The sequence below is a fragment of the Lacticaseibacillus sp. 30 genome, from assembly GCF_053819265.1.
On record NZ_JBSOQX010000001.1, the window covers coordinates 222123 to 239990 of the forward strand.

Genomic DNA, 17868 nt, shown 5'->3' on the forward strand with positions numbered 1-17868 from the left:
TTTGAAGTAACCGTGCTTGGCTTTTTCGATTTGAACATGGGACTCAATTGGTGCGGCTTATTGAAACTGTGCGCCCCACTTGACCGGATCTTCCCGCCATTGATGCAGTGAAGCGAGTTGCGTACTAGTGATGGCGCCTTGTGACTCGGCTGTTTGGATCAAAGCCGTATAGTTTGTCAATGTGAAGAACGGTAAGCCAGCATCGGCAAAATTAGTTTTGACCGCGGCTAGTTGATAACTAAAGATTGCAGCGACGCCTAAGACTGTAGCACCATCTTTTTGAGCGGCTGCAACCGCGCCTAAGACTGATCCGCCAGTTGAGAGCAAATCATCGATGACCACCAGCTTAGCATCGGCTGGCAGATGCCCTTCGATTTGCCGCCCTTGACCGTGATCCTTAGGCTTACTGCGAATGTAAACCAGCGGTAGGTTCAACAAGTTTGCGACCAAAGCCGCATGCGGAATCCCAGCAGTAGCCACGCCGCCAATCGCGGTAACATCAGGATAGTGAGCCACAATTTGCTGCGCCAAACCAGCTGCAATTTTACTGCGAACGTCTGGGTAGCCAATGGTCAAGCGATTATCGGTATAAATTGGACTTTTCATGCCGCTGGCCCAAGTGAACGGTGCATCAGGACGCAAGGTGACGGCCTGAATACGGAGTAAGTCGCTGGCAATTTGTGTTTCTAATTTAGTCATGTGCTGTTTCCCACGCTTCCTTAATTGATTGATAAGCCGCCACCGGATCATCAGCCTGCGTAATCGGCCGGCCAACAACAATCGCTGAACTGCCTAAACGCTTGGCTCTGCCCGGGGTCACGACTCGTTTTTGGTCGCCGACTGCCGCACCATGCGGTCGAATTCCCGGGGTGACTACCAGAAAATCAGGTCGCGTCACACTTCGAATGAGTGGTGTTTCCAAAGCACTTGCCACTACACCATCGGCATTACTTGCCTGCGCGATGGCTGCAAGATGCTGAACCGCTTGACTGATCGGAATCTCAATCGAAAGCTGATTTGTCAGCATCGTCTGATCTGTCGAAGTTAGCTGCGTGATCGCAAGCATTTTTGGTGCTGGATGACCAGCTGCCTTTGCGCCAGCCAATAGCCCGCGTTTGGCTGCGATCATCATGTCTTTCCCGCCTGCTGCGTGGACAGTGGTCATCGCCACACCTAGTTTACCCAACTGCCAGGCCGCTTTTTCCACGGTGTTAGGGATGTCGTGAAGTTTTAAATCGAGAAAAATCGACACCGGTCGGGCTTGTTGAATCTCGGTGATAATCGCTGGGCCTTCAGCATAGAAAAGTTCCATGCCAACTTTAACGAACAAATGTTCTTCTTTTGGAAATTGGCTTAAAAAATCAAGAGTTGTGGTCTTATCCTTAAAATCCAGTGCGATAATAGGCGTCATTAAACTGTCTGTCCTTCCTGTATGGCTGCCAATTCAGCTGCGATCTTCGGAATGGCTCTCTTTTGATAATAATTGGCTGAACCAACTGCAAGTGCCGTGGCGCCGGCCGCCAACATTTCTGCTGCATCATGGCCAGAGCTGATCCCACCCATCCCAATCAACGGGACTCGAACGGCATGAGCCACTTGATAAACCATGTGGAGTGCCATTGGCAGCACAGCCGGACCTGAAACGCCGCCAGTCACATTGTCGAGAAGCGGTTTGCCAGTGGCAATATCCAGCCGCATGCCGACAAACGTATTGATCAGTGAAAGACCATCGGCCCCCGCTTGTTCGACTGCTTTAGCAATGGCAGTGATATCAGTCACATTCGGTGTCAGCTTAACGAAAATCGGCACCGAGCTCGCGGCTTTAACCGCACGCGTCACGGCCGCTGCGACTTCTGGGTCTGTTCCAAACGCCATCCCGCCTTGCTTGACATTCGGACAGGAGATGTTGACTTCTAGTGCCTTAACATTAGGAGCGGCACTCAATTTTTTCGCCACTGCTGCGTATTCGGCAACATCCACCCCAGCAATACTAGCGATAATCGGCAAGTCAGGATACTGCGTGGCCAACCACGGCAGCTTTTCATGCAGCACGACATCAGAACCGGGATTTTTTAGACCTACTGCATTCAAAGTACTGTCAGGGCCGTCGGCAAAAATAGTCCCTTGATTGCCGATGCGCGGTGCGAGTGTCGTCGATTTTGTGACTAACGCCCCTAGCAAATTGAGATCATACTCTTTGGCGTAACCTTCGCCAAAGCCAAACGTCCCACTCGCGGGCATTAACGGATTTTTCATCGTGAAACCCGGCAATTGAATGGCCATGTGGTACCTCCTTATGTGTAGGCTGCTGCGACTGCAAGTGCGTTAAAGCGTGCCCGTCATGCTATAAAAAGCTGAAATAACAGCGTTAATAACGCAACGAGCATTTTGATGGTGATCATACCTAGATAGTGTTGAAAAAATCACTTTGTATGGCAAGGCGCTCAACTTTTAATCGGCGATATTGAAAATGCTTGTAATTCTAGAACTTTCAAAATGGCTCCAGCTGTGTCTAGACTGGTCATCAATGGCACGCCATGTTCGATGGCAGCTTCTCTAATTCGGAAACCGTCACTTGAAACCTTCTTATCTGCACTCATAGTGTTAATCACTAATTGAATTTTCCGATTGGCAATGTCTTCAAGAATCGTCTCCTGGCCACTATCAAGTTTCTCAATCGTTGAAACTGTGATACCGGCTTTCTCAAAGGCCTTAGCAGTGCCGCTTGTTGCCACTAGTTGATAACCAACTTCGCGGAATCGTTTTGCTAGTGCCGTTGCTTCAGCCTTGTCAGCGTCTTTAACCGTGATCAATGCCCGGCCAAATTGTGGCAAGTGCATGCCAGCCGCTTCAAAAGCTTTGTACAACGCCTTCGCAAGGGTGGTGTCGCTGCCCATGACTTCACCGGTCGATTTCATTTCCGGCCCAAGCAGACTATCAACGTGATTCAACTTCGAAAAACTAAACACCGGTGATTTGACGTGAATACCTGGCTGATTCGGCAACAAGCCTGTTTCAAAACCTTGTTCCTTCAAACTTAAACCAAGGATTGCCAATGTTGCGACTTGTGCCAGTTTGATGTTGGTCACTTTACTCAAAAACGGCACGGTTCGACTGGCCCGCGGATTGACTTCGATGACGTAGGCTTTACCATCGTGAATGATGAATTGAACGTTCATCAAGCCAATGCAGTTTAGTGTCCGCGACAATTTAATCGTGGCATCGGTGATTTGATCGATAATGTCTTGACTAAAGGTCTGCGGCGGATAAACAGCCATCGAATCGCCGCTATGAATGCCAGCGCGTTCGATATGCTCCATGATCCCTGGCAAAACAACGGTGTCACCATCAGAGATGCAATCCACTTCGCATTCCTTACCGACTAGATAGTGGTCAATCAGCACGGGATGATCATGTGAAACGGACACCGCCCGATCAATATAATTGTCAAGTTCAGTTGCGTCGTGAACAATTTCCATCGCCCGTCCGCCTAACACGTAGCTAGGCCGAACCAAAACCGGATAACCAATCTTATCAGCGACCGCTAACGCACCGGCCTTATCAGTGGCGGTACCGCCCTCTGGTTGTGGTAACTTAAGTGATTTAATCACCTGATCGAACAAGTCACGATCCTCGGCCCGATTAAGGTCTTCAACTGAAGTGCCAAGAATCTTAATGCCACGGTTTGCCAACGGTTCAGCCAAGTTGATGGCGGTCTGCCCGCCAAATTGGACGATGACCCCTTCTGGCTGTTCCAGATCAATGACGTTGAGGACATCTTCAAGGGTTAATGGTTCAAAGTACAGCTTGTCAGCAATCGAAAAGTCAGTCGACACCGTTTCCGGATTACTATTCATGATAATCGCTTCATAGCCGGCTTTTTGAATGGCCTTAACACTGTGCACAGTGGCGTAATCGAACTCCACCCCTTGACCAATCCGAATCGGACCTGAGCCAATCACGAGCACACTCGGCTTGTCGCTTTTAACGCTTTCGGTGCTACTTTCATAGGTGCTGTAGTAATACGGCGTGTCGCTGGCAAATTCACCGGCGCAGGTATCGACCATTTTGTAAACTGGTAGTATCTTTTGTTCCTTGCGCATCTGTCGCACTTGGTCAGCGTGCAGACCCCAGAGTTTGGCAATCTCTTCGTCGGCAAAACCGTACCGCTTTACTTCGGCGAGCAACCCCAGATCAGCTTTATGTGCCGCCAGTTCCCGCTCTAATTCCACAATATGTTTGATCTTGTCGAGGAAGAATGGGTTCATTTTCGATAACTCGGCGACTTCTTCAATGGTGTAGTCGCGACGGAAAGCTTCAGCGAGATAGAAAAGTCGTTCATCGTTGGCTTGAATGATCTGTTTGCTCAGTTCATCGTCGCTCAACTTGGCAAAAGCTGGCCGTTCTGGATGAATTAGTCCAACTTCTAATGAGCGCACCGCCTTTAGCAGACTTTCTTCAAGCGTTCGACCAATTGCCATGACTTCGCCAGTGGCCTTCATTTGGGTGCCTAATGTGCGGTCACCGTTTTCAAACTTATCAAACGGAAAGCGTGGCAATTTGGTGACAACATAGTCTAAAGCCGGTTCGAATTCGGCCCAAGTTTTTTTCGTGACCGGATTTTTGATTTCGTCTAAGTGCAGGCCAACTGCAATCTTGGCAGCCATTTTCGCAATTGGATAACCAGTAGCTTTGGAAGCCAGTGCACTGGAGCGCGACACCCGCGGATTGACTTCGATGACGTAGTACTTGAAGCTGTTACGATCCAAGGCAAATTGGACGTTGCAGCCGCCTTCGATCTTCAACGCGCGAATGATTTTCAAAGCAGCATCGCGCAACATCTGGACTTCTTTATCGGTCAACGTTTGGGTTGGCGCAAAGACCATCGAATCGCCGGTGTGGACACCGACAGGATCAAAGTTTTCCATGTTGCAGACGACAATTGCAGAATCCGCTGCATCGCGCATAACTTCAAACTCGACTTCTTTGTAGCCGGCAATGGAGCGTTCAACCAACACCTGCGTCACGGGGCTTAGGTTGAGGCCGTTTTCCGCAATTTCTGCCAATTCCTTTTCGTTGTTCGCAATCCCGCCGCCGGTGCCGCCCATGGTGAAGGCCGGTCGAATGATAACCGGAAACCCGATTTTATCGGCAAATTGTTGTGCTTCTTCAATGTTATTAGCGATGGCTGATTCTGGCACCGGTTCATGCAACTTTTGCATCAGGTTTTTGAACAATTCACGATCTTCGGCTTGATCAATGGCCGTCAGCTTAGTGCCCAGCAATTCAATGCCCAATTCATCCAAAATGCCAGTATTGCTAAGTTTCATCGCTAAATTCAAGCCGATTTGGCCGCCGATGGTTGGTAAAATCGCATCAGGTAACTCTTTACGTAGAATCTGGCTCACAAATTCGACTGTTAAGGGTTCAATATAGACGCGATCGGCAATTTCCGTGTCGGTCATGATGGTTGCTGGATTGGAATTGACCAAAACCACTTCATAACCTTCTTCGCGTAAAGCAAGGCAGGCTTGCGTACCAGAGTAATCAAATTCCGCGGCCTGACCGATAATAATTGGACCGGAGCCGATCACTAAGATTTTATGAATATCTTGACGTTTTGGCATGATTATCCTTTCTGCGTGCGATTTGAGAATGCATCCATCATTTCCATGAACTCATCAAAAAGATGATCGGCATCGTGTGGGCCAGGAGCGGCATCTGGATGGAACTGGACAGTAAAGGCCGGATACAATCGGTGCCGCAAACCTTCTACTGTACCGTCGTTGATTTCCACGTGGGTGATCAACAAAGTATCTGGATCAATGCTGTCAGGATCAACCGCATAGCCGTGATTTTGACTGGTAAAATCAATTCGGCCGGTGGCAATTTCACGAACCGGATGATTGAAACCGCGATGGCCATACTTCATTTTAAAAGTGTTGGCGCCATTGGCGAGTGCGAATAGTTGATGCCCTAAGCAGATACCGAACAGCGGAATTTTGCCTTCCACGCCACGAATCATGTCCAGTGCTTCAGGAACGTCTTTTGGATCACCAGGGCCATTGGTGAGCATCACCCCGTCTGGCGCTAATTCGAGAATTGTTGAGGCGGTGGTGGTGGCAGGCAGCACGGTAACATTGCACTGCCGTTTGGCAAGTTCGCGTAAGATACTATGTTTGAGTCCGAAATCAATGACAACCACATTGCGGCCTGTACCAGGAGCTGGGTAAGCCTGTTGGGTAGAAACCTGCTGGACTTGATTTTTAGGTAACACGAGGGCTTTCAATTGATCGAATGCGTGCTCATCGGCTGCGTCGACAATACTAGCCTTCATTGCCCCAACTTCACGAATCTTCTTCGTTAAGGCGCGGGTATCAACGCCACTGATGCCGGGAATGTGTTTGCGTTTCAGAAATTCATCTAAGGTCATTTGACTGCGCCAATTGCCGGTCACTCGGGCAACATCGCGGACCACAATCCCTTTTGCGGTTGGATCGATACTTTCATAATCGTCACGATTGATCCCGACGTTGCCTATCAGTGGCTGGGTGAAGGTAATGATTTGGCCGTTGTAACTTTGATCGGTGATAGTTTCCTGATAACCACTCATCCCGGTGTTAAAAACGATTTCGCCCGTTGTGACAGTTTCCGCACCGAAACCGACGCCAGGGAAAACGCTGCCGTCTTCAAGAATTAAATAGCGCTTCATGCTTGTCCTCCTCTAAAGGCGTTCACTAGATCAGAAGCCGATCTGGTGAGCGCTTTGCTTAAACCCGTTTGCCTGATGCTAATCGCGTTTGTTCATACTTTCTTAAGGGCTGGCTGACGCTTTTTTAAACGTGCTTGCCAGCTAGAAGCCCAAGCTGGTTCACGCTCTTGCGTAAGCAATTTGCCCCTGACTGATTGTGTACAGTGTTTGACCGTTGACTTTATCGCCAATAAAAGGTGAATTTTTGCCTTTGGAGAACCAGTCGGCTGGGTCAATGATGTAAGGCGTATCGAGATCCATAATGGTTAAATCGGCAGGTCCACCGACTGTGATATGGCCGCCTGGCAGATCAAATTTCTCAGCCGGAATCGTGCTCATGCGTGCGATCAGCTGTTTTAGGGTGAACATCTTTGATTTAACCAGCTTGGTATAGAGCGTTGAAAAGGCCGTTTCTGACCCAACAATGCCAAATGCCGCTGTTTTGAAGGAACCGGTTTTTTCAGCAGCCGTATGTGGTGCATGGTCAGTCGCAATCATATCAAGCGTACCGTCTTGCAAGCCTTCAAGTAAGGCTAAGTGGTCGGCACGTGAGCGCAACGGCGGGTTCATTTTAAACATTGTATTGTCGCCCGGAATGTTATTTTCATCCAATAGCAGGTGATGCGGTGAGACTTCAGCGGTGACGTTTACCCCGCGTTTTTTAGCTTCGCGGATTAGGTCAACGCTTTGCCGAGTCGACACGTGGCAAGCATGGTAATGCACGCCGGTTGCAGCGGCAAGTTCAAGGTCGCGCGCTAGCTGACTGCTTTCGGTTTGATTGATGATCCCCGGTAAATTAAGTTTCTTGGCAACTGGGCCGGCATTGATCACCCCGCCATGCATCAGGCTCGCATCTTCAATGTGGGCAACGATGGGCGCATGCAACTTAGCAGCCTGTTGCATAGCTTGATACATGGTGTCGGCATCCTGAACCCCGACCCCGTCGTTGGAAAAACCCAGCGCTCCAGCAGCTTGTAAGGCTGCCATATCAACGACCTGATCAGAATGTAGGTCATGCGTAATCGGTGCAAACTGCAAAACCGTGATCTTCGCATCAGTTTGATTTTTCTCAAGCAGTGGTTTTAAGGTTTCGACAGTGTCTGGTACCGGTTTGAGATTGCTCATGGCGACAACAGTTGTGAAACCGCCGTGAGCAGCCGCAGCAGCGCCAGTTTTGATCGTCTCTTTAGCAGTGAAGCCGGGTTCGCGAAAATGCACATGGACATCAATTAATCCCGGCATGACGATGGCACCAGTTGCATCAATCACCTGTTCGTGATCGCGCGGCGCCAGCGATTGACCAATCGCCGAGATGATGTGATCGGTAATTTGGATGTCAGCCGTGTATTCAGTATCGCTGACAATATGGGCGTGTTTGATGAGCATGGGTTACTCCTCTCCAAAATGACGGGCATTAATGACGGCCTCAAGCATGGCCATCCGCATGAAGACCCCGTTTTGCATCTGAGTGAAAATGCGTGACTGCGGGCCATCCACCAGATCACTGGCTAACTCAACATCGCGGTTGACTGGCGCCGGATGCATGAAAATCGCGCCAGGTTTCATTGTCTTAGCAAGATCATCGGTGATGCCGTACTTTGCATGGTAGGTTTCTTTTGAGAAAGCCTGACGGTGGTCGGCGTTGAAGCGTTCCAACTGAACGCGCAGCAGCATCAAGACATCCACCTGCTTGACCAATTCAGGCACGGTGATGAAATCACCATATTGATCGAAACTGGAATCGTACCATTGTTCTGGACCGGCAAAGTGCAACGTGGCTCCGAGTTTATGCAGCATCTGCATATCACTGCGCGCAACCCGGCTGTGACTCAAATCGCCAACAATCCCGATACTCAAGCCGTCAAAATGACCGAATTCTTCGTGAATCGTCATCAGATCCAGCATCATCTGGGAAGGATGCTGGCCGGCACCGTCACCAGCATTGACAATCGCTGTCGTTGGCCATGCACCTAAAAGATCGTTATAGTAGCCATCTTGTGCATGTCGCATCACCGCAATGTTGACTCCGATCGCCCCAATCGTTTTAATGGTGTCTTCAAGGGTTTCCCCTTTTGAAACCGAACTATGTGCCGGATCAAATGGGATGACAGTCAGACCTAATTTGCGTTCAGCCATCTCGAAACTAGTGTGGGTGCGCGTGCTATTTTCAAAAAATAAGTTAGCTGCGTATATCGGCTCTGGAAAATGGACGGTTTGACCAGCTTTAAAATCTTCAGCGCGATTGATCAAAGCCATGGCGCTTTTGTCATCAACTTGTTCAGCGGAAACAAAATCTTGAAAGGATGTATCTGTGAAATTAGATAAGGTCATTTTTTTCTGCCTCTTCTTCATTAGCGGCGTGTTCAGGTAAGACAAAGTTCAGGAAGATCCCGATCACAGTTGCCAGGGCGAGTCCTGAGAATTGATACCCGGAGAACTGTAGGCTGGCATTGCCGATGCCGATCACGAGAATGGTTGAAGCAATCATCAAGTTGCGCTTCTGATCAAAGTTGACTTTGTTGTCAATTAAGACGCGCAGGCCGTTGGAAGCGATCACCCCAAACAACAGAAAGCTGATCCCGCCAATAACTGGACTAGGAATGCTACGGATCAAGGCGCTAAGCTTACCGATGAAGGCAAACAAGATGGCGAAGAACCCGGCACCGCCCAGCACATAGATACTATGGACCTTGGTCATCGCCAAAACTCCGATGTTTTCACCATAACTGGTGACAGGTGGGCCGCCAACCAGACCGGCGATAATGGATGCGGTACCGTCACCGGCTAGGGTGTGGTTTAAACCAGGATCTTTGAAGAAGTCACGTTTAGTCAGCTTGTTGAGCACCATGATGTGCCCCATATGCTCGGTCATAGTGACAAAAGCAATTGGTGCCATGGAGAGAATCGCGCCCCAATAAACTTGCGGCTGATAACTGATAAAAGGAATTTCAAACTTAGGCAGGTCGAACCAAGCAGCCTGCTGAACTGGTGTCAAATCAACAATGCCAAAGAGCAAAGCAACAAGATAGCCAGTGATAATGCCTAGTAGAATTGGCAACAGACTAATGAATTTTTTGAGATACATATTATAAATAATGACAGAGGCTAAAGTGATCATTGCGACTGCGAAGTAACGTAAGTCATAAACGCTCTTGGTGGCGCTGATGGTCCGCATCGTTGCATCAGTGGCAGCAGTGCCGGCAAGAGATAGGCCGATAACCATCACAATCGGGCCAACCACAACTGGCGGCAAAGCCCGGTCAATCCATGCTGACCCGCTGCGCGCTACGATCAAGGCCACAATGAGATACACAACCCCAACCGCGATGGTGCCTTGAGCGATGGCCGGATAGCCAGCACCTTTCATCAAGGCCTGCATGATCGTGATAAAAGAAAAGCTTGATCCCATATAAGCCGGTATTTTGCCGCGCGTGATCAGGATATACATTAACGTCCCAACCCCACTTGAAAAAAGGGCAATGCTAGGATCGAGTCCAACTAAGATCGGCACAAGAACTGTCGAGCCGAACATCGCAAACAGATGTTGAATAGACAGGCCAACCCATTGACCGAATTTTGGCTTGTCGCCGATATCTAAAACGGCTTCGTCGTTGTGAAATGCCATCTTAGCCCTCCATCCTTTCGATGCTGATCCCGTCTTTACCGTCAAGCTCAGAAACTTGAACCTGAATTTGTTCGTCCAATGAGGTCGGAATGTTTTTACCGACAAAATCTGGACGAATTGGTAATTCGCGATGTCCGCGATCAACCAAGACAGCCAAGCTGATCTTGCGAGGCCGGCCTTCGTCCATCAAGGCATCTAAAGCAGCGCGAATGGTGCGGCCGGTGAAGATGACGTCATCGACCAGAATGACATGTTTGCCGGTGATATTAACCGGTAACTGTGCGCCTTCAACATCTGGCTGATGATCATGATCAATCTTATGGACGTCATCGCGGTAAAACTGAATGTCCAATTCGCCAACCGGAACCTGTAACCCTTCAAGTTGTTCGAGACGCTTGGCGATCCGATGGGCTAAATAAATCCCGCGGGTTTTGATGCCGACTAAAACGAGATCGTTGAGTCCCTTGTTTTGCTCGATGATCTCGTAGCTAATGCGTGTTAATGCACGTTTCATGGTTACCTCGTCTACAACTTGTTTTGACTGTGCCATTGATGTGCCACCCTTTCTTATATGTATTGCGGTTTTGATGCTTTGGAAGTGAACAGTGATGCGGGTGTTACGCTCCGATGCTGGCATTTCCTAAACGCGCTCGCAGTCGCAGAAACCTGCTCGCGCTCTACAAAAAAAGTCGCCTTCAATCCAATTTGGGATAGAAGGCGACCGTAGCCTGAATAATCCGCCGCAGCGGAATGGACCTTCTAAGCCTCACTGGACTTAGTTAAAGGTGCTTGTTTGATTGCATTAAGATTACCGAACGTTGCGGGTCTTGTCAATGCCTGCACGTAGATCGGCTAAGGTTTTTTCAAAAATTGGCGGTACTGGTGCTTCGAAGACGAGCAATTGACCGGTTGTCGGATGAACGAATCCCAGTTTAGCCGCGTGCAAAAATTGGCCTTTGCCGGGCAGGGTGCGTTTTGGCCCGTAAAGTGGATCCCCGGCCACAGGGTGATGAATGTATGCCATGTGCACGCGAATTTGATGCGTGCGGCCGGTCTCTAAAATGCATTTAATGAACGTGTAATGTTCAAAACGCTCTAATACTTGGAAATGGGTAACAGCATGGCGACCGGCTGCCACGACAGCTTGACGTTTACGATCGCGGGGATCACGACCCAATGGTGCATCAATTGTGCCCTCATCTTCTTTAAACGTGCCACGGACAAGTGCTAAATACTCGCGAATCGACGTTTTAGCTTTTAATTGTGCGGAAAGACTTAGTTGCGCTTTTTCGGTTTTAGCAACCATCAGTAGTCCGCTGGTGTCCTTGTCGATGCGATGCACGATGCCGGGACGAATGACACCGTTGATGCCCGGCAAATCAGTATGATATAACAAACCGTTGACCAGTGTGCCATCTGGATGACCAGGTGCAGGATGTACCACCATGCCCTGCGGTTTGTCGACGACAATGACTTGGTCGTCTTCATACACAATATCGAGCGGGATCGGCTCCGGAATAGCTTCCAGCGGCTTGGCTTCAGGAATTGAGATAGCAATCACATCGCCGCTAGCAACTTTGTAATTGGCCTTAGTTGGCTGCCCATTGACCGTCACCAAGCCATCTTGCAACCATTTTTGCACCTGACTGCGCGTGTGAGTGGTTTCATGCGCCGTGATAACCTTATCGATGCGCCCCTGCTCGGTCGTGATCGTAAAGGTGCTAGTCATCACGCCACCGCCTTATCATGATCGAACAGGATAAAAATTAGCACTAAAATAACCCCAAATGTGATGCACATGTCTGCAAAGTTGAAAATGGCATTAAAGCGCCACTGATCCAAAAACTCAAGGTGAAACATGTCCGTCACATATTGAAACCGCAATCGGTCAATGAAATTACCGATGGCCCCGGCAGTAATCAAGGTTAGTCCTAGGCGATAGATCGGTTTGTGCAAACTGTCGCGCCACAGCATGGCAACAACCCCGAATGCGAGTAAGGTTGTGATATAGAAAAACCATTGTTTGCCTTCAAACATGGAGAAAGCTGCGCCAGTATTGCGAATATGCGTGAGATCAATCACGCCTGGAATCAGTTGTTGGCTTTCGCCTAATGGAATGTGAGCAGTAACCCACGCCTTAATCAGAAAATCAATTAATACGAGCGCAGCGGCGATGATGAGATAAATAAGCACAGAAGTTCCCCCTGAGTAAAAGCGTTTGTTTCCTAGTGTACCGCGGTCAAAGAAAAACCGCCATCTTAAAAATGGCGGTTACGCATGAGCTGATTAAAAACCACACAAAATTAGAACAGGCCGGAAATCTTGCCATCGTCGGTAACATCCATGTTCAAGGCTGCGGGCACTTTTGGCAAGCCGGGCATGGTAAGCACCGAGCCAGTCATGACGACAAGGAAGCCGGCGCCTAACTTGGGGATGATGTCGCGAACGTGAATCGTGAACCCTTCCGGTGCACCCAACGTTTTGGCGTTATCCGTTAACGAATATTGCGTTTTAGCCATGCAGACTGGCAAATCCTGCCAGCCGTTTTTAACGATCGTGCGCAAGGCACTGTTTGCTTTGCCTTCATAATCGACATCAGCTCCGCCATAAATCTTTTGCACAATCGTCTTGATTTTGGTTTTGACATCGCTTTGCGGATCATATAAGCGAGTAAAATGCGCCGGTTGATCAAGTGCCGCCAAAACAGCATCCGCAACCGCCAATCCGCCGCGTCCGCCGTCAGCCCAAACGGTGGCGGTGACGGCTTTAACGTTTAGTTTCGCACAAGCATCAATTAAAAACTGAATTTCGGCATCGGTATCACTAGTGAATCGGTTAATCGCAACTACAACCGGCACACCGTAACTTTGCATACTGTGGATGTGGCGTTTGAGATTGTCGAAGCCTTGGGCCAAGGCTTCGACATTTTCCGTTTGCAGGTCCTTTAACGCGACCCCGCCGTTATACTTCAAGGCACGCACGGTTGCGACAATGACGACTGCATCAGGCGTCTTGCCGAGCACAGGTGTTTTGATGTCCATAAACTTTTCACCGCCGAGATCCGCACCGAAACCGGCTTCGGTGATTGCGATGTCCCCGAGCTGCAAAGCCGTACGCGTGGCCAAAACCGAGTTACAGCCGTGCGCAATGTTGGCAAATGGACCACCGTGGATGAATGCCGGGGTATGTTCTAATGTCTGAACCAAGTTAGGTTTCAAGGCATCTCGCAATAGCATCGCAATCGCACCGGTGACTTTCAAATCGGCCACAGTCACCGGCTGCCGGTCATAAGTGTATCCAATGACAATTCGGCCGATACGTGCCTTCAGATCGGCAATGTTTTCCGCCAGACACAACACTGCCATTAATTCGCTAGCAACTGTAATATCAAAGCCATCTTCGCGCGGCACACCGCTTGTGGGACCGCCCAAACCGATCGTAACATGACGCAAAGCGCGATCGTTGATATCTAAAGCACGCTTCCATAAAATCCGCCGTGGATCAATATTGAGCGTATTGCCTTGTTGCAAATGATTGTCAATCAAGGCGGCTAGGGTATCCACCGCCGTGGTAAGTGCATGCATATCTCCTGTAAAATGCAGGTTGATGTCTTCCATTGGAACTACTTGCGCATAACCGCCGCCAGTCGCACCGCCTTTCATGCCCATTACCGGGCCTAAAGACGGTTCGCGTAAAGCAATCACAGGATGCTTACCACGTTGTTGCAGCGCATCCCCTAAGCCAACGGTGATGGTCGACTTACCTTCGCCAGCTGGTGTTGGGTTGATGGACGTTACCAGCACAAGTTTGCCAAAAGGTTTATCCTTTAAGGCGTTAAGTGCACTAAAACTAAGCTTGGCTTTGGCTTTGCCATAAAGTTCAAGATCATCTTCTGATAAACCTAAACCAGCTGCAACTTTCGTAATCGGCCACATTGCCGTCGCTTCATTGGCTTGTGCAATTTCAATATCAGACATACAACACACTCCTTATTTGGCGGACTCTTTCAGCCCTTTTTGGATCAACGACACTACTTTTTGTTTTCTTTTTTTACCGAACAAAACAAAAGTCACTTGACCATATCGTTTGGTTTTAAGAATAACTGTCAAATGGCCAAACGTAAACCCCTCAATTTCCGGCCAAGTCATTTCCAAGGTGTTACTCTTAAAAAGACTAACCAGTTTTAGGCCTTGTTCATGGACAACAAGACGATGAAGCAGCACTTGAATGATCGCAACAAGCACTGTCACTATGGCAATGCCAATGGCTAGCAGCGATGGCTTGGTACTTTCTAACTGAACAATCGTGGCAAGGCTGATCCCGATCACGATCATACTCCAAAACATGCTAAAATCGATCCAGGCAGGTTGATAATGAGTTCGGTATTCTGGCACTTTGACACTTCCTTAGGAGAAATTATGCTTAAACTATACACAGATGGCGCGACAAAAGGCAACCCAGGACCCGCTGGGATCGGCATCTTGGTCAGTGGCTTGCCCCATCAAATTCAAAAACATGCTGCACTGCCAGCAATGAGTAATCATGAAGCCGAGTTTGCAGCCGCAATCGCTGGTTTTGAACTGCTGATCCAAGCCGGCTTAAATACAACACCGGTCGCCTTCTACAGTGATTCCAAGCTTGTGATTCAGGCGATTGAAAAGCAATACGCTAAGCACTATCCCGACCTAGCAGGCCGTTTGCTGACCTTAATCGGTCAATTTCCTTTAGTATTGCCAAACTGGCTGCCTGACCGGGCCAATCGTGGCGCCCATATGTTAGCTCAGCAAGGGTTGCGCCAATCTGAAACTAAAATATAAATTTTCGGCAAAATTGCGTCATGACTAGAACAATCGAGGCAAAAAGCAATTTTTCTTGGCAAACGCCACTCTCGTCGGTACTGGCGCCGTGATCATTAAGTTCAACAAAAGCTTGTTTCTGAGAAAAGAAAAGGCAACCATTTCCTTGTAAACGGAAACGGTTGCCTTTATTAATGGTTGTGAATAATATCCCAACCTTGTCGTCTCATCACGACAATTTTAAATTAAGCTGATGGGTGCTTATTTCAAAACCTTAAACTGATCTTTTCGATCCATGTAATCTTTATCTTTTGCTGAACCTTCAATGGAACCAAATGGCATTTGTGCCCGTAAGTTCCAGTTGGTCGGGATATCAAAGGCTTCACGCACTAAATCGTCAATGATTGGATTATAGTGCTGCAGATTCGCGCCGATCCCATTGTTCGCCAAGGTGACCCATGTGTTGAGCTGTGCGGAACCTTGCGCCTGTTCTGCCCAAGTCGCAAAGTTTGCCGCATATAATGGGAAATCATTCTCCAATTGCTTTACAACGTCAGTATCGGTGAAATACATAATGGTACCGTAAGCTGCTTTAAAGCTGGCAATTTTCTGCTTGGTTGCTTCGTAAGCCTGCTCAGTCGGCACTTCACTCTCCAGCCGCTTCACGACAATATCCCACAGCTTGTCATGCTGCTCGCCAAACAGAAAAACCGCGCGCGTCGTTTGTGAATTAAACGCAGTCGGCGTCTCCTGAATGACGGTTTCAATCAAATCCACTAAGTCATCCGGATTCTGTTTAACATCTTTGCCAAGTGCATAAATTGAGCGGCGTTGCTTTAAAAGATTCAGTAAGTCTTGATTCACGAGAAAACCACCTTTTTATAAATTAAAGCGTGCGCTGGCGCAGTTAGAAACCGGCGTGTAAGCAGCCTTGGCGGTGATGGCCAGGTTTTGGTCATTGCCGCCAAGATCCTTACACGCAGGTTTCTGCGCCTGCAGACGCATTTCAGAACAAGTATCATTCTACCAACTGACTAAAAGTAAGTAAACCCCAAATATCAACATTTTCTTTCCTCCTACCCAAATATTTCGCAAATCGTCCTATTTGCCCCTCCAACGTGACAGCCTCGCTTCGCTTGAGTACAATGAACTTATTCTTCTTGGAGGTGCGGTATGTCGCTGATTACCTGGCTTATTCTTATTATTTTGGTTTTAAACACCTTCGGGGCAATCTTCACGGTTCTACGCGAGGTCCGAGATATCTCAACGACTTGGGCGTGGTTGCTAGTGCTTATTTTTTTACCGATCGTCGGGTTTGGTTTTTATTTATTTGCTGGCCGCGGCTTATCAACGAAAAAATTGCAACGGATTCAACACGAATATGAGTCTGGCGTAAAAGCATTTGTCTCACTACAAAAGCACGAAAACGCCCGGAATAAGTTATTGCCACCGACTGATTACACGCCAGCGGCCAAGGCTTTAACTGCCTTTTTTCTGAATACCGCGCAAGCACCGGTCCTTGCCCATAACCAAGTGCAACTTTACACGGATGGCGAGAAAAAGTTTGCGGCGTTATTCCGCGATATTGAGGCCGCTAAAGATTATATCTATGTTGAGTACTACACCATTTACAATGATGAATTAGGCAATCAATTCCAGCAACTGCTGATCAAGAAAGCTAAGGAAGGCGTTGTTGTAAAGGTCCTATATGACGCTTGGGGTTCCATGGGCGCTACAGCAAAGTGGTGGCGCCGGCTGACCGACGTTGGCGGGCAAGCCGAAAGTTACTTTAGTTCCAAGCATCCCATCACTGACTTTCGTTTGAACTATCGTGATCATCGCAAGATCGTTGTCATTGACGACCACGTCGGGTATATCGGCGGGTTTAATGTTGGTGACCAATACGTCTCCCGCAAACCTAAGTTCGGTTATTGGCGCGACACACATTTGCGCATTATCGGCAATACGATTTACGCTTTAAAAATTCGCTTCACCATGGATTGGAATGCAACAGTCAGCAAAAAAGACGAAATTGCTTATAGTGTTGAACAAGATAGTGCCGATAGTGTCACTGCCGACAGTTTGACAGCCGGTGCAACGCCTATCCAGATCGTTGCTTCCGGACCTGACCGCCCAACGCAACAAATTAAGTTGGGATACACCAAGTTAATCACCAGTGCCACCAAATCTGTTTGGATTCAAAGTCCTTATTTGGTGCCAGATGATACTGTGATCGACGCTTTAGTATCCGCTGCCATGTCAGGGATTGATGTTCGCATCATGATTCCTGACATGCCTGATCACCCGTTCATTTTCCGCGCGACACAATACTATGCGAATTATTTGACTCGCGCTGGCGTGAAAATCTACCATTACGAACACGGCTTTATGCATGCGAAAACGGTGGTTGTCGATAATGCCATCGCCAGCGTTGGCTCGGCAAATTTCGATATTCGTAGTTTTAAGCTGAATTTTGAAATTAATGCGTTTATTTATGATCGTAAAGTGGCCAGTAGCTTGGGCCAGATTTTCGAGGCTGATATGGCGCGCAGTTACTTACTGACGCCTGAGCTAATCGCCAAACAAAGCAGTTGGCTTCGGTTTAAACAAGACTTCTCGCGGTTATTATCACCTATTCTTTAAGTAAAAACTGGCGCTTTATTCTGAATGATGTCAGAATAAAGCGCCAGTTTTTA

At 48.4% G+C, this 17868-nt stretch carries 16 protein-coding genes; 2 read left to right on the forward strand and 14 right to left on the reverse strand.

Annotation, left to right across the window (positions count from 1 at the left end):
* Positions 1–57: 57 nt before the first annotated feature.
* From pyrE to ACWPAB_RS01060, 13 genes are all read right to left on the reverse strand, one after another.
* A complete protein-coding gene (pyrE, locus tag ACWPAB_RS01000) occupies positions 58–699 on the reverse strand; it encodes an orotate phosphoribosyltransferase (protein ID WP_003575111.1) in 642 nt (213 codons plus the stop codon).
* Positions 692–1411, reverse strand: coding sequence for an orotidine-5'-phosphate decarboxylase (gene pyrF, locus ACWPAB_RS01005; RefSeq protein WP_003575113.1), 720 nt, complete (start codon positions 1409–1411; stop codon positions 692–694). Before pyrF ends, pyrE begins: the two co-directional genes overlap by 8 nt.
* Positions 1411–2283: a dihydroorotate dehydrogenase gene (locus ACWPAB_RS01010; protein ID WP_003579182.1), complete on the reverse strand. Its 873-nt coding sequence runs from the start codon at positions 2281–2283 to the stop codon at positions 1411–1413. The genes pyrF and ACWPAB_RS01010 overlap by 1 nt, the downstream gene beginning before the upstream one ends.
* A gap of 161 nt (positions 2284–2444) precedes the next feature.
* Positions 2445–5627, reverse strand: a complete 3183-nt coding sequence (gene carB / locus ACWPAB_RS01015; protein WP_003584446.1) for a carbamoyl-phosphate synthase large subunit — start codon at positions 5625–5627, stop codon at positions 2445–2447.
* A 2-nt stretch (positions 5628–5629) separates the two neighbouring features.
* On the reverse strand, positions 5630–6712 hold the full coding sequence (locus ACWPAB_RS01020; protein ID WP_003570893.1) for a carbamoyl phosphate synthase small subunit: 1083 nt from the start codon (positions 6710–6712) through the stop codon (positions 5630–5632).
* Positions 6713–6871: 159 nt separating this feature from the next.
* On the reverse strand, positions 6872–8137 hold the full coding sequence (locus ACWPAB_RS01025; protein ID WP_003579187.1) for a dihydroorotase: 1266 nt from the start codon (positions 8135–8137) through the stop codon (positions 6872–6874).
* A 3-nt stretch (positions 8138–8140) separates the two neighbouring features.
* Complete coding sequence (locus ACWPAB_RS01030) at positions 8141–9082, reverse strand: aspartate carbamoyltransferase catalytic subunit (protein WP_003575122.1); 942 nt, start codon at positions 9080–9082, stop codon at positions 8141–8143.
* Positions 9069–10376: a uracil-xanthine permease family protein gene (locus tag ACWPAB_RS01035; RefSeq protein WP_003565525.1), complete on the reverse strand. Its 1308-nt coding sequence runs from the start codon at positions 10374–10376 to the stop codon at positions 9069–9071. Before ACWPAB_RS01035 ends, ACWPAB_RS01030 begins: the two co-directional genes overlap by 14 nt.
* 1 nt (position 10377) lies before the next feature.
* Positions 10378–10926: a bifunctional pyr operon transcriptional regulator/uracil phosphoribosyltransferase PyrR gene (gene pyrR / locus ACWPAB_RS01040; RefSeq protein ID WP_003565527.1), complete on the reverse strand. Its 549-nt coding sequence runs from the start codon at positions 10924–10926 to the stop codon at positions 10378–10380.
* A 258-nt stretch (positions 10927–11184) separates the two neighbouring features.
* Positions 11185–12105, reverse strand: a complete 921-nt coding sequence (locus ACWPAB_RS01045; protein WP_003579189.1) for an RluA family pseudouridine synthase — start codon at positions 12103–12105, stop codon at positions 11185–11187.
* Positions 12105–12569 (reverse strand): signal peptidase II, encoded by a 465-nt coding sequence (gene lspA, locus ACWPAB_RS01050; RefSeq protein ID WP_003565533.1) that lies wholly within the window; start codon positions 12567–12569, stop codon positions 12105–12107. Before lspA ends, ACWPAB_RS01045 begins: the two co-directional genes overlap by 1 nt.
* A 110-nt stretch (positions 12570–12679) precedes the next feature.
* On the reverse strand, positions 12680–14353 hold the full coding sequence (locus ACWPAB_RS01055; RefSeq protein WP_003584453.1) for a formate--tetrahydrofolate ligase: 1674 nt from the start codon (positions 14351–14353) through the stop codon (positions 12680–12682).
* A gap of 12 nt (positions 14354–14365) precedes the next feature.
* Positions 14366–14770: an EbsA family protein gene (locus ACWPAB_RS01060; RefSeq protein WP_003575131.1), complete on the reverse strand. Its 405-nt coding sequence runs from the start codon at positions 14768–14770 to the stop codon at positions 14366–14368.
* A gap of 24 nt (positions 14771–14794) precedes the next feature.
* Between ACWPAB_RS01060 and ACWPAB_RS01065 the strand changes: the two genes are divergently transcribed.
* Positions 14795–15193, forward strand: a complete 399-nt coding sequence (locus ACWPAB_RS01065; RefSeq protein ID WP_003575133.1) for a ribonuclease HI family protein — start codon at positions 14795–14797, stop codon at positions 15191–15193.
* 240 nt (positions 15194–15433) lie between these two features.
* On the opposite strand, the gene ACWPAB_RS01070 is transcribed toward ACWPAB_RS01065, so the two are convergent.
* Positions 15434–16036, reverse strand: a complete 603-nt coding sequence (locus tag ACWPAB_RS01070; RefSeq protein WP_003565541.1) for a nitroreductase family protein — start codon at positions 16034–16036, stop codon at positions 15434–15436.
* Positions 16037–16345: 309 nt separating this feature from the next.
* On the opposite strand from ACWPAB_RS01070, the gene cls reads away from it, so the two are divergent.
* Positions 16346–17815, forward strand: a complete 1470-nt coding sequence (gene cls / locus ACWPAB_RS01075) for a cardiolipin synthase (protein WP_003565543.1) — start codon at positions 16346–16348, stop codon at positions 17813–17815.
* The last annotated feature ends 53 nt before the right edge of the window (positions 17816–17868 follow it).